The sequence below is a fragment of the Mesorhizobium sp. BR115XR7A genome, assembly GCF_020165315.1.
Classification (GTDB): Bacteria; Pseudomonadota; Alphaproteobacteria; order Rhizobiales; family Rhizobiaceae; genus Mesorhizobium; species Mesorhizobium australicum.
This window is the reverse complement of record NZ_JAIUHW010000004.1, coordinates 125,078-149,898: the sequence shown is the minus strand read 5'-3', so window position 1 is coordinate 149,898 and position 24,821 is coordinate 125,078. Positions and strand designations below refer to the sequence as shown.

General features: G+C 62.9%; 23 protein-coding genes. 6 read left to right on the top strand and 17 right to left on the bottom strand.

Annotation, left to right across the window (positions count from 1 at the left end; genetic code table 11):
* Positions 1–9 precede the first annotated feature (9 nt).
* Genes LB557_RS10235 through LB557_RS10210 form a run of 6 tightly spaced genes read right to left on the bottom strand, consistent with a single transcriptional unit; the run spans position 10 to position 3,364 of the window.
* Positions 10–339, bottom strand: a complete 330-nt coding sequence (locus LB557_RS10235; protein WP_224640885.1) for a hypothetical protein — start codon at positions 337–339, stop codon at positions 10–12.
* Positions 336–1,025 (bottom strand): hypothetical protein, encoded by a 690-nt coding sequence (locus LB557_RS10230; RefSeq protein WP_224640883.1) that lies wholly within the window; start codon positions 1,023–1,025, stop codon positions 336–338. Before LB557_RS10230 ends, LB557_RS10235 begins: the two co-directional genes overlap by 4 nt.
* Before the next feature lie 45 nt (positions 1,026–1,070).
* Positions 1,071–2,480, bottom strand: a complete 1,410-nt coding sequence (locus tag LB557_RS10225; RefSeq protein ID WP_224640882.1) for an APC family permease — start codon at positions 2,478–2,480, stop codon at positions 1,071–1,073.
* Between the two features lie 14 nt (positions 2,481–2,494).
* Positions 2,495–2,656: a hypothetical protein gene (locus tag LB557_RS10220; RefSeq protein ID WP_015318908.1), complete on the bottom strand. Its 162-nt coding sequence runs from the start codon at positions 2,654–2,656 to the stop codon at positions 2,495–2,497.
* Between the two features lie 32 nt (positions 2,657–2,688).
* Positions 2,689–3,066, bottom strand: a complete 378-nt coding sequence (locus LB557_RS10215; protein WP_127280938.1) for a hypothetical protein — start codon at positions 3,064–3,066, stop codon at positions 2,689–2,691.
* Between the two features lie 10 nt (positions 3,067–3,076).
* The gene (locus LB557_RS10210) at positions 3,077–3,364 is read right to left on the bottom strand and encodes a hypothetical protein (protein WP_140617370.1); all 288 of its coding nucleotides are present in this window, start codon (positions 3,362–3,364) and stop codon (positions 3,077–3,079) included.
* Between the two features lie 286 nt (positions 3,365–3,650).
* On the opposite strand from LB557_RS10210, the gene LB557_RS10205 reads away from it, so the two are divergent.
* From LB557_RS10205 to LB557_RS10190, 4 genes are read left to right on the top strand one after another with little or no spacing between them, the layout of a single operon-like run.
* Positions 3,651–4,784, top strand: a complete 1,134-nt coding sequence (locus tag LB557_RS10205; protein ID WP_224640880.1) for an aminomethyltransferase family protein — start codon at positions 3,651–3,653, stop codon at positions 4,782–4,784.
* Positions 4,785–4,825: 41 nt separating this feature from the next.
* A complete protein-coding gene (locus tag LB557_RS10200) occupies positions 4,826–5,422 on the top strand; it encodes a dimethylamine monooxygenase subunit DmmA family protein (RefSeq protein WP_140617368.1) in 597 nt (198 codons plus the stop codon).
* The gene (locus LB557_RS10195; RefSeq protein WP_224640878.1) at positions 5,419–6,384 is read left to right on the top strand and encodes a PDR/VanB family oxidoreductase; all 966 of its coding nucleotides are present in this window, start codon (positions 5,419–5,421) and stop codon (positions 6,382–6,384) included. The genes LB557_RS10200 and LB557_RS10195 overlap by 4 nt, the downstream gene beginning before the upstream one ends.
* 9 nt (positions 6,385–6,393) lie before the next feature.
* Positions 6,394–7,434, top strand: a complete 1,041-nt coding sequence (locus tag LB557_RS10190; RefSeq protein WP_140715112.1) for a heme-dependent oxidative N-demethylase family protein — start codon at positions 6,394–6,396, stop codon at positions 7,432–7,434.
* 118 nt (positions 7,435–7,552) lie between these two features.
* Here the strand turns inward: LB557_RS10190 and LB557_RS10185 are convergent, their stop codons facing one another.
* Positions 7,553–8,269, bottom strand: coding sequence for a helix-turn-helix domain-containing protein (locus LB557_RS10185; protein ID WP_015318901.1), 717 nt, complete (start codon positions 8,267–8,269; stop codon positions 7,553–7,555).
* Between the two features lie 258 nt (positions 8,270–8,527).
* On the opposite strand from LB557_RS10185, the gene LB557_RS10180 reads away from it, so the two are divergent.
* Entirely contained in the window at positions 8,528–9,886 is a 1,359-nt protein-coding gene (locus tag LB557_RS10180) for an NAD(P)-binding domain-containing protein (RefSeq protein ID WP_140661467.1), read from the top strand.
* A 10-nt stretch (positions 9,887–9,896) separates the two neighbouring features.
* Here LB557_RS10180 and LB557_RS10175 read toward each other — a convergent pair whose 3' ends face one another.
* The 6 genes from LB557_RS10175 to LB557_RS10150 all read right to left on the bottom strand — a co-directional run bounded on the left by LB557_RS10175 (position 9,897) and on the right by LB557_RS10150 (position 18,013).
* Complete coding sequence (locus tag LB557_RS10175; protein WP_224642990.1) at positions 9,897–11,876, bottom strand: ABC transporter permease; 1,980 nt, start codon at positions 11,874–11,876, stop codon at positions 9,897–9,899.
* Positions 11,873–12,940, bottom strand: a complete 1,068-nt coding sequence (locus tag LB557_RS10170; RefSeq protein WP_224642989.1) for a glycine betaine/L-proline ABC transporter ATP-binding protein — start codon at positions 12,938–12,940, stop codon at positions 11,873–11,875. Before LB557_RS10170 ends, LB557_RS10175 begins: the two co-directional genes overlap by 4 nt.
* Positions 12,941–13,014: 74 nt before the next feature.
* On the bottom strand, positions 13,015–13,989 hold the full coding sequence (locus LB557_RS10165) for an ABC transporter substrate-binding protein (RefSeq protein WP_140715104.1): 975 nt from the start codon (positions 13,987–13,989) through the stop codon (positions 13,015–13,017).
* Positions 13,990–14,454: 465 nt separating this feature from the next.
* Positions 14,455–15,219: an SDR family oxidoreductase gene (locus tag LB557_RS10160; RefSeq protein WP_140715102.1), complete on the bottom strand. Its 765-nt coding sequence runs from the start codon at positions 15,217–15,219 to the stop codon at positions 14,455–14,457.
* Between the two features lie 74 nt (positions 15,220–15,293).
* The gene (locus LB557_RS10155; protein WP_181172951.1) at positions 15,294–16,091 is read right to left on the bottom strand and encodes a DUF427 domain-containing protein; all 798 of its coding nucleotides are present in this window, start codon (positions 16,089–16,091) and stop codon (positions 15,294–15,296) included.
* Between the two features lie 266 nt (positions 16,092–16,357).
* Entirely contained in the window at positions 16,358–18,013 is a 1,656-nt protein-coding gene (locus tag LB557_RS10150) for an ABC transporter substrate-binding protein (protein WP_224642988.1), read from the bottom strand.
* A 116-nt stretch (positions 18,014–18,129) separates the two neighbouring features.
* On the opposite strand from LB557_RS10150, the gene LB557_RS10145 reads away from it, so the two are divergent.
* A complete protein-coding gene (locus LB557_RS10145) occupies positions 18,130–19,032 on the top strand; it encodes a LysR family transcriptional regulator (protein ID WP_140715096.1) in 903 nt (300 codons plus the stop codon).
* 14 nt (positions 19,033–19,046) lie between these two features.
* Here the strand turns inward: LB557_RS10145 and LB557_RS10140 are convergent, their stop codons facing one another.
* The 4 genes from LB557_RS10140 to LB557_RS10125 form a co-directional block, all read right to left on the bottom strand.
* On the bottom strand, positions 19,047–21,110 hold the full coding sequence (locus tag LB557_RS10140; protein ID WP_140715094.1) for an ABC transporter ATP-binding protein: 2,064 nt from the start codon (positions 21,108–21,110) through the stop codon (positions 19,047–19,049).
* On the bottom strand, positions 21,103–21,981 hold the full coding sequence (locus LB557_RS10135) for an ABC transporter permease (RefSeq protein WP_140715092.1): 879 nt from the start codon (positions 21,979–21,981) through the stop codon (positions 21,103–21,105). Before LB557_RS10135 ends, LB557_RS10140 begins: the two co-directional genes overlap by 8 nt.
* Entirely contained in the window at positions 21,978–22,931 is a 954-nt protein-coding gene (locus LB557_RS10130) for an ABC transporter permease (RefSeq protein ID WP_083883283.1), read from the bottom strand. Before LB557_RS10130 ends, LB557_RS10135 begins: the two co-directional genes overlap by 4 nt.
* Positions 22,932–23,002: 71 nt before the next feature.
* The gene (locus tag LB557_RS10125) at positions 23,003–24,667 is read right to left on the bottom strand and encodes an ABC transporter substrate-binding protein (RefSeq protein ID WP_015318889.1); all 1,665 of its coding nucleotides are present in this window, start codon (positions 24,665–24,667) and stop codon (positions 23,003–23,005) included.
* Between the last annotated feature and the right edge of the window lie 154 nt (positions 24,668–24,821).

The window sequence follows — 24,821 nt, the reverse complement described above, 5'->3', positions numbered from 1 at the left end:
TTCCTCTGGTTACGTATGCGGCTCAATGCCGCTCTGCGTACCGCTTCCTTCCGGCCGGGCATTATGAGCCCATTTGGCGGTACGGATGCGGGCGATCTTGTAGGCGTCGAGGATCGACAGCGCATAGATCAGGAAGCCGCCGGCGTGACGGCCGACGAAGCTGGCGTCCGGCGGCGAAATCCTGGCGGTCACCCAGGCCAGGACGACCATGAAGAAAAGAAACTGCAGTCCGCGCACCGGGATGCCCAGAATGACATGGCCGCTTGCCGGCAGCACGATTGCGGCGCCCAGGACGAGATAAGGGCTCACTGGCGCCGGCGAAGTGTCTGAAGCGCTCATGCGGCCTGCCGTTCGCTTCGGTTGATGGCGTCGCGCAGATCCGAGAGTGATACGAGCAACCGGTCGATCAGCGCAGAATCGATCCGTGTGTCACCGAACGCGGCTTGCCGGAAGACACCGTAGCGTGCCCGCTCGGCCTCGGCCAGCAGCCACACGATGCGCACTCCGTTCGGCGTGATCAGCAGCTCCTTGGCGCGGCCTTCTGAAAACGGTTCCATATGGCCGGCGATGATGCTCTGCGGGAACCGTGTGCCCCTGCGGTCTGTCCGCAGCACCGCCTCGGCCGGAAAACCGGGCGCCTTCGGCAACGTATGCTGGAGATGGTCGAAATTGGAGAACGTCGTCGGCGAGCCCGGCCGCATCATCATGTCGAAGATGGCAGGTACCGAGACCTTCTCGGTGATCGAAACGCTGAGCCAGCGCGCCGGCAGTTTCCGCGTCGCCAGCGTGTCGACGATGGTGCGCACCTGCACGCGTTGGCCGTTCCATGATCCTTCCCAGGTGATGACGCCGGCGGTGCCGTCCGAGACATTGTCTGCATCCGCGACGACGGCGCGAATGCCCGCCTCGTCGGCGGCCAGCGCTGCCGAGGCCCTGTCGCGGCTGCGGCGCGCCTGCCACGCAAAGTGAAGGACGAGAGCCAGGACAATTGCCCCGGCAAGCAGTGCTGATGTCACGTCTGACATTTTATCGTGCAAGGCCCATCCAAATCCTGGACGGGCCTACTCCCATCAATAGCCCTGTGGTTTCGGCCACGGCATGGTGAACTGGTCCCCACGCCGCACGAATTTGTAGCGATAGAAATGGAACCACAGCGAAATCAGGAAATAGAAGGCGACCATGGCGATCAACTGCGAGCCGAAGCCGAGGAAGATGGCGAAGAAGGTCACTACGCACAGGCAGAACAGGACGATTGCCGGCAGCGGATGGAACGGGTGCGTGTAGCCGCGGCGGATCGAGCCCAGCGGCCACTTCTTCCTGAACATCATGATGTTGATGCTCATGAAGGTGTATTGCAGCACGCCCGACAGGATCGAGAAGGTGATCGCCTGGTTGAGGTCGGCGATGAAGGCGAAGGCCAGCGCGATCGGCAGCAGGAACAGGATCGAGCGATAGGGCGTGCGGTATTTCGGATGCACCGCCGAAAACCAGCTCGGCAGATAGCGGTCGCGGCCGAGCGAGAACCAAGCGCGCGCCGCGTCGTTGATGCAACCATTGGCGGAGGCAAGCGCGGCGAGCAGCGTCGCTATGAACAGGAGGTTCTCGAGCAGCGGGCTGCCGGTCAGTTTGCCGGCGTCCCACAGCGGATAATAGGTGATGCCGAGATACTCCCAAGGCATCAGCGAGGCGCAGACATACCAGGTCATGGCGGCCGCGATGAGCAGCGTGATCATGCCGGCCATGGTGCCGTAGGGCAGGGAGCGTGCCGGCGAGCGCACTTCCTCGGCGGCCTGGGTGGTCCCTTCGATGCCGAGATAATACCAGATGCCGAACTGGAAGGCGGCGATGACGCCGATCCAGCCATAGGGCAGCGCGTTGCCTGGAGTGACCAGTTCGTTGAGCTTCAGCACCGCGCCTTGCGTCCAGGGGCTGACCGAAAAGAACAGGACGACGATCGAGACATAGGCGATGGCAGTGATGACGAAGTTGACGTTGAGCGTCATCAGTACGCCGCGATAGTTGAGCCAGGCCAGCACCACGATGGTGGCGGCGATGAAGGAATTGTGGGTCAGCCCTTCCACACCCGCCTTGGCGACGATGGTGTCGCCGAGCAGGATGGCATCGGACACTTCCAGCATCGTATAGGCAAAGACCAGGAACAGCGCGACGTTGAACGCCATCAACGGCCCGACAATGTGCTTGGCCTGCGCATACTGGCCGCCGGCGGCGGCCACTGTCGACGTCACCTCGGAATCGATCATGGCCACCGAGGTGTAGAGCAGCCCGACGACCCAGCACACGATCAGGGCAGCCAGCGCGCCGCCCTTGTCGGCCGAGAAATTCCAGCCGGTGAACTCGCCGACCAGAACGATGCCGACGCCGAGCGCCCAGACATGGGCCGGGCCAAGCACCCGAAGCAGCGATACCCGGTCGCCGTGAATGGTGGTGGTGGTGGTGGTGTTTTCAAGCGCGACCGTCATCGATCAATCCCCACTCAGATCCGGTGTTTTTCGGAAGCGGCTTCAAGCTCGCCTTCACGCGACGAGGTCAAGACGTCCTCGGAGTAGTTCGTATCGACCTTGAACCAGTCGTAGAGCATCCACAGCGCGAGCACGATCGAGATGCCCCAGCATGCGTAAGAGAGTGCCACCCACATGATCGTGTCCCCAAATTCTTCGTCGTCGAACTTTACTTGTCGTCGAACTTCTCGTTGATGACATCGCGATATTCACGGTCGGATGCCCGGAACAGGAACACGAAATAACCGATCAGGACGGCCGCCATGATGATCAGCGTCGGCCAGTCGATGATGTAGTGGAACCGGTTCTGGATGATGTCGTGCGCGGTCTCGGGCGTATAGCCGAGCTTTTCCCAGATCGACGCCATGGTCGGATTCTGCCCGAGCGCTTCCCAGGTCTTGGCATCGAGCGCGTCGATTGATTTTGCGGCACCGGCAAGACCAAGCTTCAGCGGCAGCCACAGCGCCACGAAGATGGCGACCACGACAACGGCGATGTCGAAGACTTGGCCGGCCTTGCTCTGCTCCGGCGGCGTATAGCGGGACATTGTTCCTCCCTCAGGACTTGCGGTTGCGGGATGCGTCGGCGTTCTTGATGTCGAGCCCGTAGATGAATTCCTTGTCTTCTTTGTAATGTTTGACCATCGCCAGGATGGCTGCCGTGTTGAAGATGAGCACGGCGGCGGCGGCAATGGCGACGACGGCCTTGATGCCGCCCTGCGGAATGTATGGCCATGTCATGAAGAGGACGAAGAGGATGGTCGCCCACAGGCAGATGATCAGGAGCGCGGATCCGCGCAAGTCGGAGCGGTACAGCGCCTCGATGCGCTGCTGCAGGTCTGCCATCGGTTTTCCCCTTCTTTGCCGACGCCCGGTTCCGAATCCACCGCCCGCCGCTCTCTTTCAAGAGAGTGAAATTTTTTTCATAAATTCAGACCGAATTCCGCAATTGTCAAGGCGAATTTACGCTGAGTTAACCGCTCAGTTCGCACGAGCGATTTTGCCTGACAATGAAATTATTTGCTTTTAGGGGATTGCGGGCCTCTCGCGTTTGCGATCAATATTCGACCAAGCTCCCGGCCTGGCGCACGGGAGCAGGGAACAGCAGCATTTTCGAATGGAGGACGAGCGGATGACGGCATCCTGGAGATTTTCGACCCTGGCGGATCGCCATCGTGCGCTGGGTTCGAAACTCGAAGACTGGAGCGGCATGGGTACCGCCTGGACCTACGACAAGGATGCCGACGAGGAATATATCGCCATCCGCACCAAGGCCGGCCTTATGGATGTTTCCGGCCTGAAGAAGGTGCACATCACAGGGCCGCACGCCTCGCATCTGATCGACCTCGCCACCACGCGTGACGTCGAAAAGATCTATCCCGGCAAGTCGGCCTATGCCTGCATGCTGAACGAGACGGGAAAATTCACCGACGACTGCATCCTCTACCGCATGGGACCGAATTCCTGGATGGTGGTGCACGGCTCGGGTACCGGCCATGAGGAACTGCAGCGGGCGGCGATGGGACGGGACGTGTCGCTGCGCTTCGACGACAATCTGCACGATTTGTCGCTGCAGGGGCCAACAGCGGTCGACTATCTGGCCAAGCACGTGCCCGGCATCCGCGACCTCAACTACTTCCATCACATGCAGACGCAGCTGTTCGGCTTTCCCGTCATGATCTCGCGCACCGGCTATACCGGCGAACGCGGCTACGAGATCTTCTGCCGTGGCCAGGACGCCGGCACGATCTGGGACAGGATTCTCGACGAGGGCAAGAACGCCGGCATCATTCCCTGCCGCTTCACCACGCTCGACATGCTGCGCGTCGAAAGCTACCTGCTGTTCTACCCCTACGACAATTCCCAAAAGTATCCGTTCGAGAATGAAGGCCCCGGCGATACGCTTTGGGAGCTCGGCCTAGACTTCACCGTCAGCCCCGGCAAGACCGGCTTTCGCGGCGCCGAGGAGCACTATCGCCTGAAGGGCAAGGAGCGCTTCAAGATCTATGGCGTCCTGCTCGACGGCAAGGAGCCGGCGGACGAGGGCGCTCCGGTCTATCGCGACGGCAAAAAGGTCGGCGTTGTCACCTGCGCCATGTATTCGCCGCTGGTCGAGAAATCGATGGGCATTGCCCGGCTCGACGTCGACTGCGCGGTCAAGGACACCACGCTCGAGATCCGCAACAAGAGCGGATCGATCAAGGCGACGGCGCAGCCCTTGCCGTTCGACGATCCCAAGAAGACCAAGCGCACGGCGAAAGGCTGAGGCATAATCGACAGCGAAGGTTTTCGAGGCACAAAGAGAGAATGGCAGCCAAGACCATCATCAGCCGGCCCATTTACGGAACTCTGTCTCCGCAGCCTGGCAGGCATCATCTGTTCATCGCCGACGCCGAAGGCGCGCTGGCGATTACCGATATGGCCCGAACCGCGCCACCTGGCTTTTTCGATTGTGCCGAGATCGTCTTCATTCCCGGTCCTGACGGCAAATATATTGCTGCCCTCGAAGGGTTGAAGCCGGCGCAATTTCACACCGCCCCGTCCTTCGCCAGTCTGCTGCCGCGTCTGAAGCAGACGCTTGATAACGCGCATATGGGTCTGCGCCTCTATCTCGCCGGCACCGAAGGGCTGATCGGGCAGGCCATGCAGGTGGCGCTCGAAGCCGGCATCGACCACACCTCCATGCAGACCGAGCATCGCGGCTCGCTGGCGCGGCGCATGCAGTGCGTGCACTGCAAGGGCATCACCGAGAATGTGACGACGCAGCCGGCGACCTGCTCGCATTGTGGCCTGCTGCTTCTCGTGCGCGATCACTATTCCCGGCGCCTTGCCGCGTTCCAGGGCGTCTGCATCAATGCCGAGGATCGCAGTGAAATTCCTCCGATGGAGGAGATATTTCGATGAGCACCGGCACCACCAAGCTCGACGTCGTCGTCAGCGATGTCGTCCCGGTCAATGAGCTGGTCACCCGGTTCCATTTTCGCCGGCGTGATGGCGAGCTGTTGCCGACCTTTTCCGGCGGCGCCCATGTCGTGGTCGAGATGCGCGATGGGGAGCGCACAAGGCTCAATCCCTATTCGCTGATGGGCTCGCCGCTAGACACGCGCGAATACACCATCTCGGTGCGCCGCGACGACGTCGGTCGCGGCGGCTCGCTGTTCATGCACAGGTCGGTCAAGCCGGGCCTGGAGATGGTGATCAGCTATCCGGTCAATCTTTTTTCGCTCGATCTGCGCGCCAAGAAACACCTGATGCTGGCCGGCGGCATCGGCATCACGCCGTTCATGGCCCAGACCGCGCAACTGGCGGGGGAGGGCGGCAATTTCGAACTGCACTACACCTGCCGCACCGCTTCGCTTGGCACTTATGCCGACGTGCTGCGGGAACGCTACGGCCGTCGCGTCCGGCTCTATCACGATGACCTCGAGGAGCGGATCGAACTCGACCGGTTGCTATCCTCGCAGCCGCTCGGGACGCACCTCTATGTCTGCGGCCCGGCCGGCATGATCAACTGGGTGCGCGACCGCGCAGCTAGCCTGGGCTGGCCGCCGGAGACCGTCCACTACGAGCATTTCGCGGCACCGCAGCCCGGCCTGCCATTCGACGTGACGCTTGCCGTCAGCGGCAAGACGATCCGCGTCGGCGAGCAGCAGAGCCTGCTGGAAGCCATCGAAGCCGCCGGCGTCGATCCGCCCTATCTCTGCCGTGGCGGCGTCTGCGGCCAGTGCGAGACCAACGTCATCTCTTGTGACGGCAAATTCATCCACAACGACCATTGGCTGAGCGAGGAAGAGCACCGTTCGGGCAGGAAGATCATGCCGTGCGTGTCGCGCTTCGAGGGCAGGTCGCTGGTCTTGGAAAGATAGGAGGCGAGAATGGGCATCACCTTTCGCAAGGAAACGTTCCGCGACGACTTCACCTTCAAGAACAGCCCCGAGCACATCAGGCGGTTTCCGTTCCCCTTCCATGAAGACAGCTACATGTACGCGGTCAACATCGAGCCGCATGTCGTCGGGCCCAGGGGCTCGGTGCTCGAAAACCTGATCGACGTCGACGAACACTATGTCGCAGAGATGCAGGACCGCGCCTTGGTGCTCGCCGAGGATCCCCTGCGCTGCCAGTCGCTGCCGCACATGACGCTCGCCGGCTGGGATCTGCTGGAGCTTTTGATGGAGCAGCAGGCGCTGGGCTATCCCGAGCATTTCACGCTGACGCGCGACGGCGACCGCTGGCGCTGGATCAACCGGCCGCTCGGCATCGATGATACTTTCACCTTCGGCGACACCTCGACTTTGCCTTACGGGCCGATGGAATACATCACCCGCCAGAGCCAGGGCGATTTCTGCATCCTCGACCAGCGCGACGGCAATCTATGGATGGACGCCGGCATGGTCACCACCCAGGCCGACTGGTCGCTCGATTTCGACATCGGCATGAATTTCTTCGAATGGCACGCGCCTGTGCCGCTGGCACATGAGAAGGGTATTTTCACGCGCGCGCTGAAGTTCCTCACCAACATCCAGCAGGGCAAGCCGGCACGGCGCCTGAACTGGACGATGACCATCAATCCGCGGCTGGATACCAGCCCGGAGAATTATCACAAATGGGGTCCGGACCGCGCGACAGTGACGTCGGAGAATGTCGGCGACAAGGTGCATCTGCGGGTCGAACTGCAGAGCTTCTGGCGGCTGCCGCGCTCCAATGGCATCGTCTTTCCGATCCGCTGCTACCTGATCAAGATGGACGAACTGGTGACGCAGCCGAAATGGGCGCGGCGCCTGCACCGCGTCATCCGCGACCTACCCGAGGAACTCGCCAGCTACAAAGGCCTCACGCGCTTTCGCCCGACACTGGTCGAATGGCTGTCGAAGCTGGACGATGGGAGCCCGACGAGCCCGGGGTTCGGACCGGATTGAAAGCCCCCTCATCCGGCCGCTTCGCGGCCACCTCCCCGAGGGGAGAAGAGATCGCCAACGCTGGCGTCGGGCTCCTCTGCCCTGGGGGCAATCCGGGTGAGGGGCTGCGGCGGCCCGCCTACCCAGCACTGCCCTGCGGGTAGCAGATAATCGACAAATACCGCATCGGCAGTTTCGTCAGTTGCTCCGGTCCGTGCGGCGCGTCGGCGTCGAAGAACAGGCTGTCGCCGGGCTTCATCGGGTAGAGGTTGCTGCCGTGCCGGTAAACGACCTCGCCCTCGAGCATATAGAGGAACTCCATGCCCTCGTGCTGGAAGGTCGGGAATACGTCGGAATCCTCGGTCAGCGTGATCAGATAGGGCTCGACGACGACGCCGCTGGTGTTCGAACCGATATGGCCAAGCAGATTGTACTGGTGGCCGGCGCGCGTGCCGCGGCGCTCGACATCGAGGCCCTGGCCGGCCTTGACGAAGACGGCGCTGCGTTCTTCCTCGAAGCGGCGGAAGAAGGCGGTGACGGGAACGCCGAGCGCCCGCGACAGTGCCTGCAAGGTGGTCAGCGACGGCGAGGTGATGCCGTTCTCGATCTTCGACAACATGCCCAGTGAAATATCGGTGGCGACCGCGAGATCCGCCACGGTGATGCCGAGCTTCTTGCGGAAGGCCCGCACCTCGCGGCCGATCGCGACCTCCAGCACTTTTTCGCGGGTATCGCGAATAGCGTGCGGGTTTTGTGTCAGCGGCGCGCGTATCGTCCTGCCGTCCGCCGACACTTTCGGCGACGGCTTTGCCTTTGCGCTCGCGGGAGCCTTGGAATCCGAATTAGCCTTTGCCATGTCGCCCCCAATCGTCAGGATTTATTTCACTCAAGGTGAACATGTCAGGTGCCGATACAGGAGCGCAACCGCAACGGCAAGCCATCTTATGTTGCGCGCGGCAGTGCGACCCTCGCGACGCCCGCGGGTTTTCCGCCAGGAATCCACTGCGCGCAAACGCCGTTCCAGCAGATGTCTGTTGACAGCACCAAGAGGCCAATTACTGTCACTGCCAGTGAAATTTGTTTCGCTGGGGAAATCAAAAAAAGGAGGCCCGGAATGAACACTCGCGTTGCCGTCATCGGAGCCGGACCGTCCGGTCTGGCCCAACTCAGGGCTTTCAAGTCGGCGGCCGACAAGGGCGCCGAGATTCCCGAGATCGTCTGCTTCGAAAAGCAGTCCGACTGGGGTGGCCTGTGGAACTACACCTGGCGTACCGGCCTCGACGAACATGGCGATCCCGTGCACGGCTCGATGTACCGCTATCTCTGGTCGAACGGGCCGAAGGAATGCCTGGAATTCGCCGACTACACATTCGAGGAGCATTTCGGCCGGCCGATCGGCTCCTACCCGCCACGTGCGGTGTTGTGGGACTACATCAAGGGCCGCGTCGAGAAGTCGGGCCTGCGCAAATGGGTGCGCTTCAACAGCCCGGTGCGCATGGTCACCTTCTCGGACGAGACGAAGAAATTCACCGTCACCGCGCATGACCGCACCAACGACGTGACCTATTCGGAAGAGTTCGACAATGTCGTCGTCGCCTCGGGGCATTTTTCGGTGCCCAACGTGCCCTATTTCGAGGGCTTCTCGACCTTCAACGGCCGCATCCTGCACAGCCATGATTTCCGCGACGCCATGGAGTTCAGAGGCAAGGACATCCTGATCATCGGCCGCTCCTATTCGGCCGAGGACATCGGTTCGCAGTGCTACAAATATGGCGCCAAGTCGATCACCTCCAGCTATCGTTCCAAACCGATGGGTTTCAAATGGCCCGAGAATTGGAAGGAAGTGCCGCTGCTGCAAAAGGTCGTCGGCAAGACGGCGCATTTCAAGGACGGCACGACCAAGGATGTCGACGCCATCATCCTGTGCACCGGCTATCTCCATTCCTTCCCGTTCCTGACCGACGATCTCAAGCTCAAGACCGCCAACCGCATGTGGCCGTTGGACCTCTACGAGGGCGTTGTCTGGGAGAAGAACCCGAAGCTGTCCTATATCGGCATGCAGGACCAGTTCTACACCTTCAACATGTTCGACGCGCAGGCCTGGTTCGCGCGCGACGTCATCATGGGCCGCATCAAGCTGCCGTCGGCCGAGGCGATGGCAGCGCATGGCGCCAAATGGCGCGCCCGCGAGGAGACGCTGGAGGACGCCGAGCAGATGATCTGGTTCCAGGGCGACTACACCAAGGAATTGATGGACCAGACCGACTATCCCGGCTTCGACGTCGAGGCGGTCAACCAGACCTTCATGGAGTGGGAGCACCACAAGGCCGAAGACATTATGAGCTTCCGCGATCATTCTTATCGCTCGCTGATGACCGGCACCATGGCGCCGCTGCACCATACGCCCTGGCTGCAGGCGCTGGACGATTCCATGGAGAGCTATCTCGAGGTGAAAGGAGTGGCGGCCGAGTAGGCCGCCGCCGCTATCCAAGCCTCGCGCGCGCCTTGGCCGTCCAGGCATTGAACAGCCGGTCGGCGACGATGCCGATGAAGGCGATGGCGAGGCCGGCGACGATGCCGCGGCCGGAATCGGCTTTCGACAGCGCGATGAACACTTCCTGGCCGAGATCGCGCGTGCCGACCATGGCGCAGATGATGATCATTGCCAACGCCATCAGGATGGTCTGATTGACGCCGAGCATGATCTCCGGCAGCGCCAGCGGCAGTTGCACGCGGAAAAAGGTCTGGCGCGGGGTGCAGCCCGACACTTTCGCTGCCTCGATCAGTGCCGGCGGCACCTGCCTTATGCCGTGATTGGTGTAACGGATCGCCGGCACCACGGCGAAGGCTATCGTTGCAATCATCGCCGTCACGTCGCCGACCCTGAACAGCATCACGACCGGGATGATGAAACAGAAGGACGGCAGCACCTGCAGGGTGTCGATGACGGGTGTGACGATCTTTTCGAAACGGTCGCTACGGGCAGCCATCAGCCCGATGGGAATGCCGATCAGGCAGGCGATGAAGGCGGAGATGCCGCAGAGATAGACCGTCGCCATGGTCTTTTCCCACAGGCCGGTGGCCGCGCAGAAAGCGGTCAGCATTGCCACCAGGACGGCCAGCCGCGGGCCGGAAAGCTGGTAGCCGGCAAGGCCGAGCAGGAACACCGCGCCCAGCCAGGGGAAGCCCTCGCAGAAGGCGCGCAGCGGATTGAGCACATTGAGGATCAGCGCCACGCGGAAGGCTTCGATGAGATCGAAGAAGTTGATCGTCACCCAGTTCACCGCCGCTTTCCACAGTGGCGCGGTGGTGAAGGTGATCGCCTTGGGCACGGCCGCGAAGGCGGGTACGAACAGGCCGAGCAGAGTGGTGACGGCAAGGATGGCGACTGCGAGCGTCAGATTGGGATAGCGGCGCCAGAAACCCGGGCTCGCGGACCGGTGGACATTGCCCTTCGCCTGCTTGTGGGCGATGGCCTGGCTCAGCCGGTCGAGCGCGATGGCCAGTGCGACGATGGCAAGCCCGGCTTCCATCGCCTCGCCGACCTTGAGCGCGCGTAGCGCCAAAAGCACGTCGTAGCCTAGGCCGCCGGCGCCGATCATCGAGGCGATGATCACCATGTTGAGTGCCAGCATGATCACCTGGTTGACGCCGACCATCAGCGTCGGCCGCGCCGACGGCAGCAGCACGCGCCACAATTTCTGCCGCGCCGTGCAGCCTGCCATCTCGCTGAAATCGTCGATCTCGGACGGCACCCGAGACAGGCCCAGCATCGTCGCCCGCACCATCGGCGGCGTGGCGAAGATGGCGGTGGCGATCATCGCCGAGACCGGGCTGTTGCCGAACAGCAGCAGCATCGGGATGAGATAGGCGAAGGTCGGGATCGTCTGCATCAGGTCAAGCGCTGGGGAGACCACAAGCCGCTCGGCCCACGGCCTGCGCCAGGCCCAGATGCCGGCGAACAGCCCGGTGAGAATGCAGAACGGCACCGCGATCGAGATCAGCGCCAGGGTCAGCATGGCACTGGTCCACTGGCCGAACAGCGCGATGTAGAGGAAACATCCGCCAACCAGCAGGCTGAGCTTCCTGCCTCCTGCCGCATGGCCGGCGAGGAAGGCGACGGCGCAGACGCCAACCCAGGACAAACGCGGCAGCACGAAAGCGTCGGCGCCATGGCCGAACTTGAAATTCTTGGCCAAGAGATTGAGCGCGAAGTCGAGCGGCACGCCGAGCACCGCGGTGACCGAGCGCGTCAGCCAGGACAGGTTCGACTTGATCCAGCCCATCAGCGCGCTGACCCAGTCGGCGACGGGGACGACCCCCTCGACCGGGTAGTTGACGGCCCATGGCAGCCTGTCCTGCAGCAGGAACATCACCAGCACGGCGGCAAGCGCCAGCACCCAGATCACCAGCCACCGTTGGATCGGCGGCCTTGTCCGGCTGGCGTTTGCCGTTACCGTCATGCGCCGGCTCGCTCGATGCCGGCCAGAAGATCGATCACCGCTTGCGGCGTCACCTCGCCGATCGGGATGCCGGTGCCGTTGATCACGGCGAAGGGTTTGCCGGCGGCAACGATGCTGGCCGAAAAACTCGATATCTTGGCCTCGGGCGCCACCGTGCCGCCGTGCTCGGCGCCATCGCAGCTACGCATCAGGCTGCGCGCCGAGATCACCTTGGCGCGGTCGACGTCGCGGGTGAACTCGGCGACATAGTCGGTCGCCGGATTGACCACCAGTTCCTCCGGCGTGCCGATCTGGATGACTTGGCCGTCCTTCATGATAGCGATGCGGTCGGCCAGCCTGATGGCCTCGTCGAAATCATGGGTGATGAAGACAATGGTCTTGTGCAGCATGGTCTGCAGCCGCATCAGCTCGTCCTGCATCTCGCGGCGGATCAGCGGATCGAGCGCCGAGAACGGCTCGTCGAGAAACCAGATCTCCGGCTTGGTGGCGAGGCTGCGGGCGATGCCAACACGCTGCTGCTGGCCGCCCGACAGTTCGCGCGGATAGAAATGCTCGCGGCCGCGCAGACCGACGAGTTCGATGACTTCCCGGGCGCGCGCCTCGCGTCTCGTCCGATCCTGTCCCTGGATACTCAGAGGAAAGGCGATGTTGTCGAGCACGTTGAGATGCGGCAACAGCGCGAAATTCTGGAACACCATGCCCATGCGATGGCGCCTGAGCTCGATCAGGGCGACATCGGAAATCTTGAGCAGGTCCTTGCCTTCGAATTCGACCTTGCCATGTGTCGGCTCGACCAGCCGCGACATGCAGCGCACCAGCGTCGACTTGCCGGAGCCGGACAGGCCCATGATGATGAAGATCTCGCCCTGGCGGATTTCGAGATCGACGGCGCGCACCGCCCCGACAAGGCCTGCCGCCGAAACCTCCGCCATGCTGGCCTTGCCGTCACGCTCGCGGATGAAATTGGCGGCGTTCGAGCCGAACAGTTTCCAGACGTTGCGGCAAGCAAGTTTTATCGGGCGGGCATCCGTCGCGTCGGATGCCTGTTCAATCGCTTCCGTCATTCAGTCGCCCTTCTGGAACATCAGGAATTGAGGCCCGGCCGGTCAACAGCCGGGCCTCCCTTTCCAGTCGGAGGTCACTGCGCCCAGGCTTTCCAGTCTGCCTCGTGAGCGGCGATCCAGGCGGCTGCGACGTCTTCCGGCGTCTTGCCGTCAAGATCGATCTCGCCGCTCATCTTGTTCAACTCGTCGGTGTCGATCGTGTAGGCCTTGGCCACTTTGTAGGCGACCGGCCATTTGTCTTTCATGCCGTTCCAGGAGTACTTCCAGATCTCGCCATGCGGCTTGCCGCAGTCGTATTTGGCGTCCGGGTTCACGCCCCATTTCGGGTCGGTGTAGCATTCGGGCGTGTATTCGGGGAATTGCACCCATTCGCCCTTGTATTTTGCAGGCGCCCAATGCGGCGAATAGATCCACAGCATGATCGGCGCCTTGCGCTGATAGGCGGAATCCAACTCGGCGAACATCGCGGCATCAGTGCCGGCATGGATCACGGTGAAGGGCAGCTTCAGCGCCGCGACACGCTCGTCGTCAAACCCTTCCCAGGTCACCGGGCCGCCGAGATAGCGCCCCTTTGGCGCCGTCTCGGCGGTCGAGAACGATGCCGCGCAAGTGGCGTCGAGCAGAGCGTGCCAGTCCGGCAAAGTCGGACATTTCTCCTTCATGTATTCGGGAAACCACCACTCTTCCTTGGCCTTCGGGCCGAGCTTGCCGAGCCTTTCGGTCTGGCCCGTGGCGTCGGAGGCCTTCATCGCTTCGCCTGCCGTCGTATCCCAGAATTCCAGGCCGACATCGATATCGCCATTGGTGAGGCCGGTTGTCAGGCTGGAGAGATAGTCGGCGGTCGGGTATTCGACGGTATAGCCGAGCTTTTCCAGGATGCCGCCGAGGATCTTGGCGTTGAGATTGACGCTGGTCCAGTCGAACAGCGCGATCTTGATCGGGTCGTTGGATTCCGGCGCCGCTGCCCGCGCTGTCGGCGTCAGGACACTTGCCGCGGCAAGCGCAAAAGCTCCCACTGAGAATTTCGATATCACACTGCGAAATGGCATTGCTTGGTTCTCCTTCAAGCTGTGACGGTTATTGGTCGTTCCCTTGTTGCGTCTTTTCTTGATTGTGTTGGAAAGGCCGGCGGTTGTGCAAGACCGTTCTCGCCATGTCGGGACCAAAGCCGGCACAGGCGCGATGAGGCTCGATTTCGGTGATGACGGACGCTGCCGAGACAGCCAGTCTCATGGCCGATCGATCGCCGCGATGGCGATCGTCCGCGGATCAATTGTCAGTCCTGCGGCGCCCTGCAACATGCGAGCCATCAAGGTCCCATGATCCCGAGCATTTCCGGCGGAATTGCTCTCGGCTATCGCCTGGCAAGCCCCATCTCGCCAGCGCGGTTTCATAGGATGAAAATATATATACCAACGTTGATGCCGCGCAACGACTAACGCCGCGAAGAAGCAGAATTCCAGACCGCAGGCGAAGCCGGCCGACGACGGCGGGACATGGTTCGCATGGCCTGTTTACCAGCACACGTAGCCGCCATCGACGATCAGGTCGAGGCCGGTGACGAAGCTCGACGCGCGGCTGGCCAGGAAAACCGTCGGCCCGACCATTTCCTCCGGCGCCGCCATGCGTCCCATCGGCGTGTCGCGTTTGAAGATCTTCACCTCTTCGGCCACCTCCGGCCGTTTGTTCATCGGCGTCAACGTGTAGCCCGGGCTGACGACATTGACGCGCAGCCCACGATCGGCCCACTCCATGGCCAGGCTCTTCGACATGTGGATGACGGCGGCCTTCGAGGAATTGTAATGCGCCTGCGTCAGTCCGCGATTGACGATGGTGCCCGACATCGAGGCGATGTTGATGATCGAGCCCTTGCCCCGCGCCAGCATCTTGCGCGCTTCTGCCTGGCAGGACAGGAACACGCCGGCGACATTGACCTCGTGCACCTTCCGCCATTTTTCCAGCGCCAGTGTCTCCGCTGGTTCGGAGCCGGCAATGCCGGCATTGTTGACGGCGACCGTCAACGGACCGAGTTCGGCTTCGGCGCGATCGATGGCCGTGGCCAGGTCGCCCTCCGACGTCACCGTGCCCGTCAGCACCAGCGCCCTGCGGCCGAGTGCCGTGATCCGGTGAGCGGTTTCGTCCAGCCCGCCCTTCGACGCATGGCCAAAACAAGCGACATCGGCGCCTGCCTCGGCCAGTCCGATCGCGATTGCCTGGCCAATGCCGCTGCCAGCCCCGGTGACCAGCGCAACGTCGCCGTCCAGTTTAAAAAGATCCATCGATAGCCCTCCTTCTCAAGGAGGGTATGCGCTGACCTATATCTCGATCAAGCCTTCAGCGGGCTGCGGCGTGCCTAGAAATATCCGTCGGACGCGGCCGTGGCTTCCTTCGAGATTTCGACCCCATCGACCAGGATCTTGTCGACCAGTTCGTGGTGGAAGCAGACCAGTCCCTTGATGCGTTCTGCCTCGTGCACCGGCTCCGGATAGTACCAGACCATGTTCTCGTGCCGTTTCTTGGGCGTGGTCACGTGATAATAGTTGGAAATGCCCTTGTAAGGGCAGCGTGAGATGTAACGGCTGGGCGCGAACATATCGAGCCGCGTGTCGGAGATCGGCAGATAGTGGCGCACCGGGTGGCCGGTTTCGAACAGGAACACGCCGCGCCGTGAATCGGCGACCTGCTCGCCATCGAGGATGACCTGGACGCGCCGCGACGACGGCAGGCAGTCGACGCGCCGGAACGGGTCGCGGGCGTGCACGAAGATCTCCTCGTCTTCCTCGAACCAGTGGCCCATCTTGCTCCACACGAACGACATGTAGCCCGCGATCGGCGGACAACCCTTGACCGGATCGAGATAGCGCCATGCACCGTCTTCGACCAAGGTGATGCCTGTATTGAGCGAGTAGTGCGTGGCGACGCCCTTGTACGGATCTTCCGTCGTCGTCTTTGAGGGCAGCAGGAATTCCTCGCGCACGTCCTCGATCGGGAAATAGTAGACCGGCAGATGGTCGGATTCGTACAAAACCAATGCCCTGGTGGTGTCGGCAACGGTCATCGAGCCGACCTGGACCCGCAGCCGCTTCAGCGACGGCATGGTGAAGGCGACATAGCCGGGCTCGAACTCGTACTGCTCGATGGTGTCGAGCACGGGGAAATGCGGTCCGCGACCGCGCAGATGAGGCTTGCGAATGGTAGTCTCCTGTTTCTGTCTGTCGTCGGCGCGTGGTTAGGACGATATGAGGCTGGGCCGACGGCCGGCGAGGGCTTCCGTACGGTGGGCGTTTGCCGGTGTCGAACCGTTGGAGCGATGGCCCCCCATCGTTCGTCGCGGGCCTGTTGCCGGATAGCCTCACCGCCCGAAACACGGAGCCGCCCAATATTGCTTCTGCCTGCCGAGCATGATCTTGGCAGCATCTACCCCAGCGACACCCGATCGAGCAGCAGCCCGGCGGCGATCGGCGGCAAGCCGCTGACATTCTTGCGCACCGGCACCAGGAGATCGGGGAAGTAGCTGAAGATGATGGGTGTCTCGTCGAGCAGCAGTTTCTGGACGTCGGAGGCTGCCGCGCGCTGCGCGCCGATATCGAGCGCCTTGAGATAGCTCGTGACCATGCCGTCATAGGCAGGGCTCTTGAAATGCGCCGCGTTCCAGGGGCCGTCGCTGACCAGCGGGCTTTTGAGGAACACATTCGGCACGCTGCGATGAGCGTAGTCGGTGATGCCGAGCGGGCTGTCCAGCCAGTCCGATTGGCCGAATACGGCCTTGCCGTAATATTTGTCCTGGTCTTCTATGTTGAGCGAGATGCGGGCGCCGATCTCCTTGGCGAAATTCTGGAACAGCTGCGCGTAGCCGGGAATATCGGAGTAGCGCAACGTCGTCAGTGTGATGTCGAAACCATCGGCAAGCCCCGCCGCCTCCATGAGTTGCTTGGCCTTGGCGATATCCTGCGTGCGTTGCGGCACCGACTTGTCGGTGGCCGGGAAGGCCGGCGCGAACGGGCTGTCATTGCCGGTCGCCGCCATGCCGCGGCACAGTCCGTCGACCAGCTTGGACCGATCGATGCTAAGCGCCAGCGCCTGGCGCACGCGCTTGTCGGTGAAGGGCGCCATGTCGCAGCGCATGTGCAACTGGCGATGCGCGGTCGAGGCGACGCGCAGCACCGTGATGTCGGGGCTGTTCAGCACCACCTGGCTGACATCGAGCGGAACCGCGTCGAGAATGTCCACCTCGCCGGCCTGCAGCGCCAGGATGCGCGGCTGCACGTCGCCGTAGAACTTGAATTCGAGCCGGTCGGGCAATGCCTTCTCGCCCCAATAGTCGGGATTGCGCACGAAGGTCGCGCCGACCTTCGGCGTATAGGTCTCCATCCGGAACGGCCCGGTACCCTCAAAAGTCTTTTCGTAATCACCTTTGTAGCTCGCCGGCAGGATGACGGCGTTGTAATTGTCGATCGACACCGAATAGGGAAAGCTGCCGTTCGGCGCATCGAGATGGAAGGTGACGGTGTGATCGTCGACCTTCCGGGTTCCACCCTTCGACAACAGGCCCTTGAACACCGACAGCGCGTTGGAGGCGCCGTTGGGATCGGCCAGCCGGTCGAACGTTGCGACGACGTCATCGGCTTTGAATTCCTCACCATTGTGGAATTTCACGCCCTTGCGCAGCTTGAAGGTCCAGACGCTGCCGTCCGCATTGGGCGACCAGCTTTCCGCTAGAACCGGCTTCAAGGTCAGATCCGGCTGGGTGATGCAAAGGAATTCGGCGGTCTGGAAAACCAGCTGATAGCTGCCACTGTCATAGAAGGTGACGGGATCGATGGCCCCGCCGGGCATGGCCACGCCGGCACGCACCGTGCCGCCCGGCTTGCCCTCGGCGCTGGCCTTCCGCGTGCCGAAACCGGCCGCTCCCAAAATGCCGCCAAGCAACGGCAGCGACAGGCCAAGCATGCTGCCGTGGCGGAGAAAATTACGCCGGTCGAGCCTGCCTGCCAGCAACTCGTCGACAGCGGAATTTTCGATTTCCGTGAGGCTTTTGCGGGCGGCTTCGATCGTCATGAAATGCCTTGGCATGGCTGCATTCCTCGCTTGCCCTCGGGAGAGTGGCCATTTAGGTCATTGTTGACCGCGACCGGAAAGCGATATTTTTTGATGGGGCCCATCGAAATTTTCGATGCTGGAATGATGGCATGGACACCGAAAACCTGCGCAGCTTCCTGGAGGTCGCCGAGCATGGCAGTTTCACGGTCGCTGCCAGCCGGCTCAATCTCGCGCAGTCAACCGTCAGCGCCCGGATAAGGGGGCTGGAGGAGCAGTTGGGGCGCCGGCTTTTCGTAAGGGATCGCGACGGCGTCACGCTAACGCCGGCTGGCCGGCAGTTCCTCCCGCACGCCTCCTCCATCACCCGTACTTGGGAGCAATCGCGGCAGGACATCGCTGTTCCCGACGGTTACGAGTCGCTGTTGCGCTTCACCGCGCCCGCCTATCTCTGGGATCGCGTCACCTCGCCATGGATCGCGTGGATGCGGGCCCAGCGGCCGAACGTGGCGCTGCGGCTCGAAGGAAGCTTTCCCGACCTGGCGATCGACCAATTGGCCGAAGGACTGCTCGACATCTGCATTCTCTATCTGCCGCGGCCGCATCCCGGCATCGTCTACGAGACGCTGGCCGTCGATCAGGTCGTGCTTGTCCAGCATTCCGCACAGGCAGGACCGTGGACGCAAAACTACATCCTGATGGATTGGGGGCTCGAATTCCGCATCGAGCACGACCGTGCCTTCGCTGGGATGGTGCAGCCGGCAATCTCGGCCGGGCTGGTCTTCATCGGCCTGCAGCACGTGCTGTCGCAAAAAGCCGCGGCCTATCTGCCGCTCAGTGCCGTCAGCGGCTACATCGAGAACGGTGAGATGAAACGCATCGAGGATGCGCCTGTGTTTCAGCGGCCGATCTATCTCGCCTATCCCAGCAATCCCGCATCGTCGGATGTGCTCGACGTCGCGTTGACCGGATTGCGGACACTGGCAAGGGACTGGACCGGTGATCGGGGCTTTGCCGAGGGGGACCGCTCCTTCAGCATGACCGGCCAGGCGTGATCGATGCGGGCCGCTTACGCCGGCAGGGCTGCGACCGCCGCCGGTTTCTGCAGCCGCCTCAACTCGGCATAGGGAATGTGGCAACGGATCGAATGCCCCGGCTGGGCCTCGGCGAGCGGCGGCTCCTGCTGTTCGCAGATCGGCCCGATCTTGCGTGGGCAGCGCGTGTGGAAGACGCAGCCCGATGGCGGGTTGGTGGCGCTGGGGATTTCGCCATCGAGCCGGATGCGTGCCGTCTCGGCCTGATCGAGCTTGGGCACGGCCGATAGCAGCGCCTCGGTATAGGGGTGATGCGGTCCGGAAAAAACGTCCTCCGATGGCCCGATCTCCATGATGCGGCCGAGATAGAGCACGGCGATCGTGTCGGAGAGATAACGCACCACGCCAAGGTCATGCGAAATAAAGATGTAGCTGACGTCTTCCTTGGCCTGCAGGTCGGCGAGCAGGTTGAGGATCGCCGCCTGGACGGAAACGTCGAGCGCCGAGGTCGGCTCGTCGCAGACGACGATGCGCGGGTCGCCGGCGAAGGCACGGGCAATGGCGACCCGCTGCTTCAGCCCGCCCGAAAGCTGGCGCGGCTTGACCGCCAGATGCCGGTCGGTGAGCCGCACCGAGCGGACGAGATCGTTGAGGCGCGCCTCCAGGGCTGCACCCCTCAAGCCCGCCAGCCGCTTCAGCGCACGGCCGATCAGATGGCGGATCGAATGCGAGCGGTTGAGGGCGGAGTCCGGGTTTTGGAAGACGATCTGCATCGCCTTGACCTGGTCGTCGCCGCGGTTCTCCAGCTTCGGCGCCAGCGCCTTGCCCTCGAGCTCGATGGTGCCGCCCTCATCGGGAGGCACCAGCCCGAGCAGCAGCCTGGCGAAGGTGGTCTTGCCCGAGCCGGATTCGCCGACCAGCCCGAGCGTCTCGCCGGGCCTGAGATCGAGCGAAACGTCCTTGACGGCGCGCAGTGCATGGCCGTGGCTGGCGTAGGTCTTGTTCAGCCGGGCGACGCGCAGCACCGGCGCCGTCGTGGGTTTCGGTGCGGGCACCACGTTGGCGGGCGTGGCACGTGGCAGGGCCTGCGCCTGGTCGTGGTAGTGGCAGCGCGACAGCCGCCTCCCGCGCTCGTCGGTCAGATCATAGAGCGGCGGCAATTCGGTGCGGCAGCGGTCGGTGGCCAGCGCGCAGCGGTCGGCGAAGGCGCAGCCCTTGATGTCAGCGCCGATGCCGGGCAGGAAGCCCGGGATGGTGTCGAGCCGGCCCTGGTCCTTGCGCTGGCCGCCGCGCGGCAGGCAGCGCAGCAGCGCCACCGTGTAAGGGTGGCGCGGATCGTTGAAGACGACATCGGTCGGTCCTTCCTCGACCAGCATGCCGGCATAGAGCACGCCGACCCGGTCGCACATGTTGGAGACGACGGCGAGGTTGTGGCTGATGAACAGGATCGAGGCCGACAGTTCCTGCCTGAGCTGCGCGATGAGGTCGAGCACCTCGGCCTCGACCGTCGCGTCGAGGCCGGTAGTCGGCTCGTCGAGGATCAGCATCGAGGGATCGTTGGCCAGCGCCATGGCGATCGCCACGCGCTGCTGCATGCCGCCCGACAGCTGGTGCGGATAGCGCTGCATGACGCTTGGCGGATCGGAGATGCGCACGCGGTTCAGCATGGCGATGGCGCGATCGGTGGCAGCTTGGCCCGTGATGCCGCCAAGCTCGAAAATTTCGGTCAATTGCCGGCCGATGCGGATCGACGGGTTCAGCGCCTTTCCCGGGTCCTGATAGACCATGGAGACGCTTTCGGCGCGCGCGCGCCGAAGCGCCTCCGCGTCGAGCTTCATCACGTCCTGGCCGTCGAGTGAGATGGCGCCACCTGATATCGAGCCGTTGCGCGGGAGGTAGCGCACCACCGTGAGGGCTACAGTCGACTTGCCGCAGCCGGATTCGCCGACCAGCCCATAGGCCTCGCCCTGGCCGATGGTGAGGCTGAGATCGCGCAGCACCGCGCGATTGCGGCCGGCGACCCGGTAGGCGACCGACAGGTCCTTGATATCGAGCGCGTCCTTTGCCTTCCCTGTCGTTGTATTGGCGGGTTCAGTCATTGAAGGCCCCATGCACGCCGTCGGCGGCCAGGTTGACGCCGATCACCAGCGAGGCGATGGCGAGCGCGTCGAACAGCACCGTCCACCAGAAGCCGCCGCCGATCATGCCGTAATTGCTGGAAATGGAGAGCCCCCAGTCGGGTGACGGCGGCTGGATGCCAAAGCCCATGAAGGAGAGGGTAGCGACCGCAAAGATGGCGTAGCCCAACCGCACCGTGGTCTCGACCAGGATCGGCGGGATGACGTTGGGCAGTATCTCGACGAACATCGTATGCAGCGCGCTCTCATGCCTGAGCTGTGCGGCGGCGACATAGTCGAGCTCGCGCTCGGCCAGCACCGCCGAACGCACGGTACGTGCGATGATCGGCGCGAAGCTCAGGCCGATGACGATGATGACGGTGGTCTTGGACGTGCCCAGCGCGACGATGGCAAGCAGCGCCACGATCACCACGGGGATCGCCATGAAGGCTTCAAGGATGCGGCTGACGACATCGTCGACGATGCCGCGGAAATAGCCGGTGAGCAGGCCGAGCGCGGTGCCGGCGACCGTCGCCAGCAAGGTAGCCAGGGGCGCGACGGTGAGGATATCGCGCGAACCGACGATGACGCGCGAGAACACGTCGCGGCCGATCTGGTCGGTGCCGAACCAGTGTTCGCGCGAAGGCGGCGCCAGCGCGTTGATGATGTCGTCGGCGAGCGGATCGTAGGGGACAAAATGTTCGCCAAACAGCGCGCAGGCAACCCAGAACAGCACGATGGCGATGCCGACGAGGAACGTTCGCGAGCGCAGCAGTGAAAAAAACACTTCGGCCAGCGGGCCGCGGCGCCGCATGTCGTCCTGCGCGGGGGAGGGGGTCTGGACGGCGCTCATTGGTCTGACCCCAGGCGGATGCGCGGATTGAGCACGGAGTAGAGGAAGTCGGCGATCAATGTGGCCACCGCATAGACGATGCCGATGGTGAGGATGCCGGATTCCAGCATCGGAAAATCCTTGCCGCGCGCGGCGGTGAAGATCAGCGAGCCGATGCCCTGGTAGCGGAACAGCGTCTCGATCACGACAAGGCCGCCGATGAGATAGCCGGTCTGGGTCGCGATGACGGTGATGGTCGGCAGCAGCGCATTGCGCAGCACATGGCGCCAGATCACAGTGCGCCAGGGCAGGCCTTTGAGCACGGCGGTTCGCGTATAGTCGGAATCGAGCGCCTCGATCATGCCGGAACGCGCCATGCGCGCAATATAGCCGAACAGCACCAGGAACAGCGGCAGCGACGGGAGGATCAGGTAATAGAGCTGGGTGAAGAAGCCGGCATCCCTGGGCCACGCGGCCGAGATCGGCAGCCAGCGCAGCCACACGCCGAAGATCAGGATCAGGATGATGCCGGTGACGAATTCCGGCAGCACCGTCACCGACAGGCCGCCGAGGCTGATCATGCGGTCGAGCGGGCGATTGAGGTTGAGTGCGGCAATGACGCCGCCGAGGATGCCGATCGGCACCACCAGCACGAAGGCGACCGCCGCCAGCTTCATCGAATTGCCAAGCGCACCGATGACGAAGGGCGCCACCGGCGAGCGGAATATGTAGGAGGTGCCCATGTCGCCCTGGACGAAGTTCGAGATCCAGCTCCAGTACTGGGTGAGCAGCGGGCGATCGACGCCGAGCGTGTGATTGAGCGCGTCGACCGCGCGTTGGTCGGCGAACGGACCGAGGATCGCGCGCCCGACATTGCCAGGCAGGACCTGGCCGCCCAGGAACACCATGATGCTGAGCAGGAACAGCGTCACCAGGGACAGGGACACACGCCGCGCAAAGAAGGAGAGAATGGCTAAGACTCCTTGCAAAGCCAGCCCCCCCGGGGGAGCTGGCTGTTAGAGGACTGGCTTTCCCTTTTCGCTTACGCCTTCGATGCCTTTTCGAGGAACAGCTGCGACATGGCTGTCGGTTGCACGCCGGCCACGCCCTTTGCCGTCGCCGTCAGGTAGTCATAGAAATAGCCGAAGATGACAGGCGTTTCCTCGAGCAGAAGCTTCTGGATCTTGCCGGCGTCGGCCTTCTGCGCCTCGAGGTCGAGCGCCGCGATATAGCTGGTCGCCAGCGCGTCGTAGTCCTTGTTCTTGAAGTGCGCGGCATTCCAGGTGCCGTCGCTCTTCAGGGGAGCGGCAAGATAGACATTCGGCACGCCGCGATGGCCATAGTCGGTGATGCCCATCACCGAATCCAGCCAGTTCGATTTGCCGAACACCGCGTCGCCATAATAGGCGCTCTGGTCGAGGATGTTGAGTTCGAGCTCGATGCCGATCTCCTTGACCCAGTTCTGGATGAGCTGGGCATATTCGGGGATTTCGAGATAGCGCTCGGTGGTCAGCGTGATCTTGAAGCCCTTGCCGGCACCGGCCGCTTCCATGAGCTGCTTGGCCTGCGCGATGTCCTGCTTGCGCTGCGGTATGCTCGTATCGGTCGAGGGGTAGACCGCGGCGAATGGGCTGTCATTGCCAAGCGCCGAGCGTCCCTTCATCAGGCCGGCGGCGAGCTTGTCGCGATCGAGGCAGAGCGCGATGGCGCGGCGCACGCGTGCATCCTTCAATGGGCCGTCGTCGCAGCGCAGATGCAGTTGCTGGTGAGCCGACGACTTCAGGCTGATGATTTCGAAGCCCGGATCGTTGAGCAGGGCCACGCCGGCCAGCACCGGCATCTGGTTGATGATGTCGACCTGCCCACCCTGCAGCGCCAGGATCATCGGCTGCACGTCGGTAAAGAAGGTGAACTCGGTACGGTCAGGCAGCGCCTTCGCTCCCCAGTAGTTCTCGTTGCGGACGAAGGAAGCGCCGACCTTCGGCGTGTATTTCTCCACCTTGAACGGGCCGGTGCCATCGAAGCTCTTCTCGTAGTCGCCCTTGTAGTCCGCCGGGATGATGACGGCGTTGTAATTGTCCGACGAGACCATGTAAGGAAAATTGCCGTTCGGCGCGTCGAGGTGGAATTCCACCGTGTAATCGTCGACCTTCTTGCTGGCCCCCTTCGACAGGATACCGGTGAACACCGACAGCGCGTTGGATGAGTTTGCCGGATCGGCCAGGCGGTCGATGCTCGCCACCACGTCCTCGGCCTTCATTTCGCCGCCGCTGTGGAATTTCACGCCCTTGCGCAATTTGAAGGTCCAAACCGAGCCGTTGTCGTTCGGCTTCCAGCTCTCGGCCAACGCGGGCTGCAGCACCAGGTCGGGGCCGTCGACGCAGAGGAATTCCGCAACCTGCTGCATGATCAGCAGGCCGCCGGCGTCGGCGATCGTGACGGGATCGATGGCTGCCGCCGGCACGCTGCTGGCGACACGGATGGTGGCGCCGGGTGCGCCCTGGGCGCGCGCCAGCGACGGCATGCCGCCAAGGCCGGCAGCCGTGGTGATGCCTCCAAGCAGCGGCAGCGACAGGCCAAGCAGGCTGCCATGGCGGATGAAGTCGCGGCGGCTGACACGGCCGTCGACGAGGCCGTCGATCAGGTGATTTTCAAGCGGCGAGCGATTGCGCCGGATCAGGTCGAGAATGCGGTAGTTCTTGATCATGGGTTTAACCCTTCCCCTGTTTCTTATGGTTTGATGAATGCGTTTTTCAGTTGACGAAGTCCGTGGAGTTCTCCTGTCCCGGCTATCAACGATGTCAGTCGCACGGGACTGTAGCATGCGGTTTTTCCTGGTCCATCCGATCCTTGCGGCGCGG

Coding starts and splice junctions, on each gene's coding strand:
- LB557_RS10180 (WP_140661467.1), top strand. CDS start 8,528: ATGAACACTCGCGTTGCCGTCATCGGAGCCGGACCGTCCGGTCTGGCC.
- LB557_RS10125 (WP_015318889.1), bottom strand. CDS start 24,667: ATGATCAAGAACTACCGCATTCTCGACCTGATCCGGCGCAATCGCTCG.
- LB557_RS10150 (WP_224642988.1), bottom strand. CDS start 18,013: ATGCCAAGGCATTTCATGACGATCGAAGCCGCCCGCAAAAGCCTCACG.
- LB557_RS10230 (WP_224640883.1), bottom strand. CDS start 1,025: ATGTCAGACGTGACATCAGCACTGCTTGCCGGGGCAATTGTCCTGGCT.
- LB557_RS10225 (WP_224640882.1), bottom strand. CDS start 2,480: ATGACGGTCGCGCTTGAAAACACCACCACCACCACCACCATTCACGGC.
- LB557_RS10135 (WP_140715092.1), bottom strand. CDS start 21,981: ATGAGCGCCGTCCAGACCCCCTCCCCCGCGCAGGACGACATGCGGCGC.
- LB557_RS10165 (WP_140715104.1), bottom strand. CDS start 13,989: ATGCCATTTCGCAGTGTGATATCGAAATTCTCAGTGGGAGCTTTTGCG.
- LB557_RS10160 (WP_140715102.1), bottom strand. CDS start 15,219: ATGGATCTTTTTAAACTGGACGGCGACGTTGCGCTGGTCACCGGGGCT.
- LB557_RS10200 (WP_140617368.1), top strand. CDS start 4,826: ATGGCAGCCAAGACCATCATCAGCCGGCCCATTTACGGAACTCTGTCT.
- LB557_RS10205 (WP_224640880.1), top strand. CDS start 3,651: ATGACGGCATCCTGGAGATTTTCGACCCTGGCGGATCGCCATCGTGCG.
- LB557_RS10220 (WP_015318908.1), bottom strand. CDS start 2,656: ATGTGGGTGGCACTCTCTTACGCATGCTGGGGCATCTCGATCGTGCTC.
- LB557_RS10190 (WP_140715112.1), top strand. CDS start 6,394: ATGGGCATCACCTTTCGCAAGGAAACGTTCCGCGACGACTTCACCTTC.
- LB557_RS10145 (WP_140715096.1), top strand. CDS start 18,130: ATGGACACCGAAAACCTGCGCAGCTTCCTGGAGGTCGCCGAGCATGGC.
- LB557_RS10175 (WP_224642990.1), bottom strand. CDS start 11,876: ATGACGGTAACGGCAAACGCCAGCCGGACAAGGCCGCCGATCCAACGG.
- LB557_RS10215 (WP_127280938.1), bottom strand. CDS start 3,066: ATGTCCCGCTATACGCCGCCGGAGCAGAGCAAGGCCGGCCAAGTCTTC.
- LB557_RS10140 (WP_140715094.1), bottom strand. CDS start 21,110: ATGACTGAACCCGCCAATACAACGACAGGGAAGGCAAAGGACGCGCTC.
- LB557_RS10185 (WP_015318901.1), bottom strand. CDS start 8,269: ATGGCAAAGGCTAATTCGGATTCCAAGGCTCCCGCGAGCGCAAAGGCA.
- LB557_RS10235 (WP_224640885.1), bottom strand. CDS start 339: ATGAGCGCTTCAGACACTTCGCCGGCGCCAGTGAGCCCTTATCTCGTC.
- LB557_RS10195 (WP_224640878.1), top strand. CDS start 5,419: ATGAGCACCGGCACCACCAAGCTCGACGTCGTCGTCAGCGATGTCGTC.
- LB557_RS10210 (WP_140617370.1), bottom strand. CDS start 3,364: ATGGCAGACCTGCAGCAGCGCATCGAGGCGCTGTACCGCTCCGACTTG.
- LB557_RS10170 (WP_224642989.1), bottom strand. CDS start 12,940: ATGACGGAAGCGATTGAACAGGCATCCGACGCGACGGATGCCCGCCCG.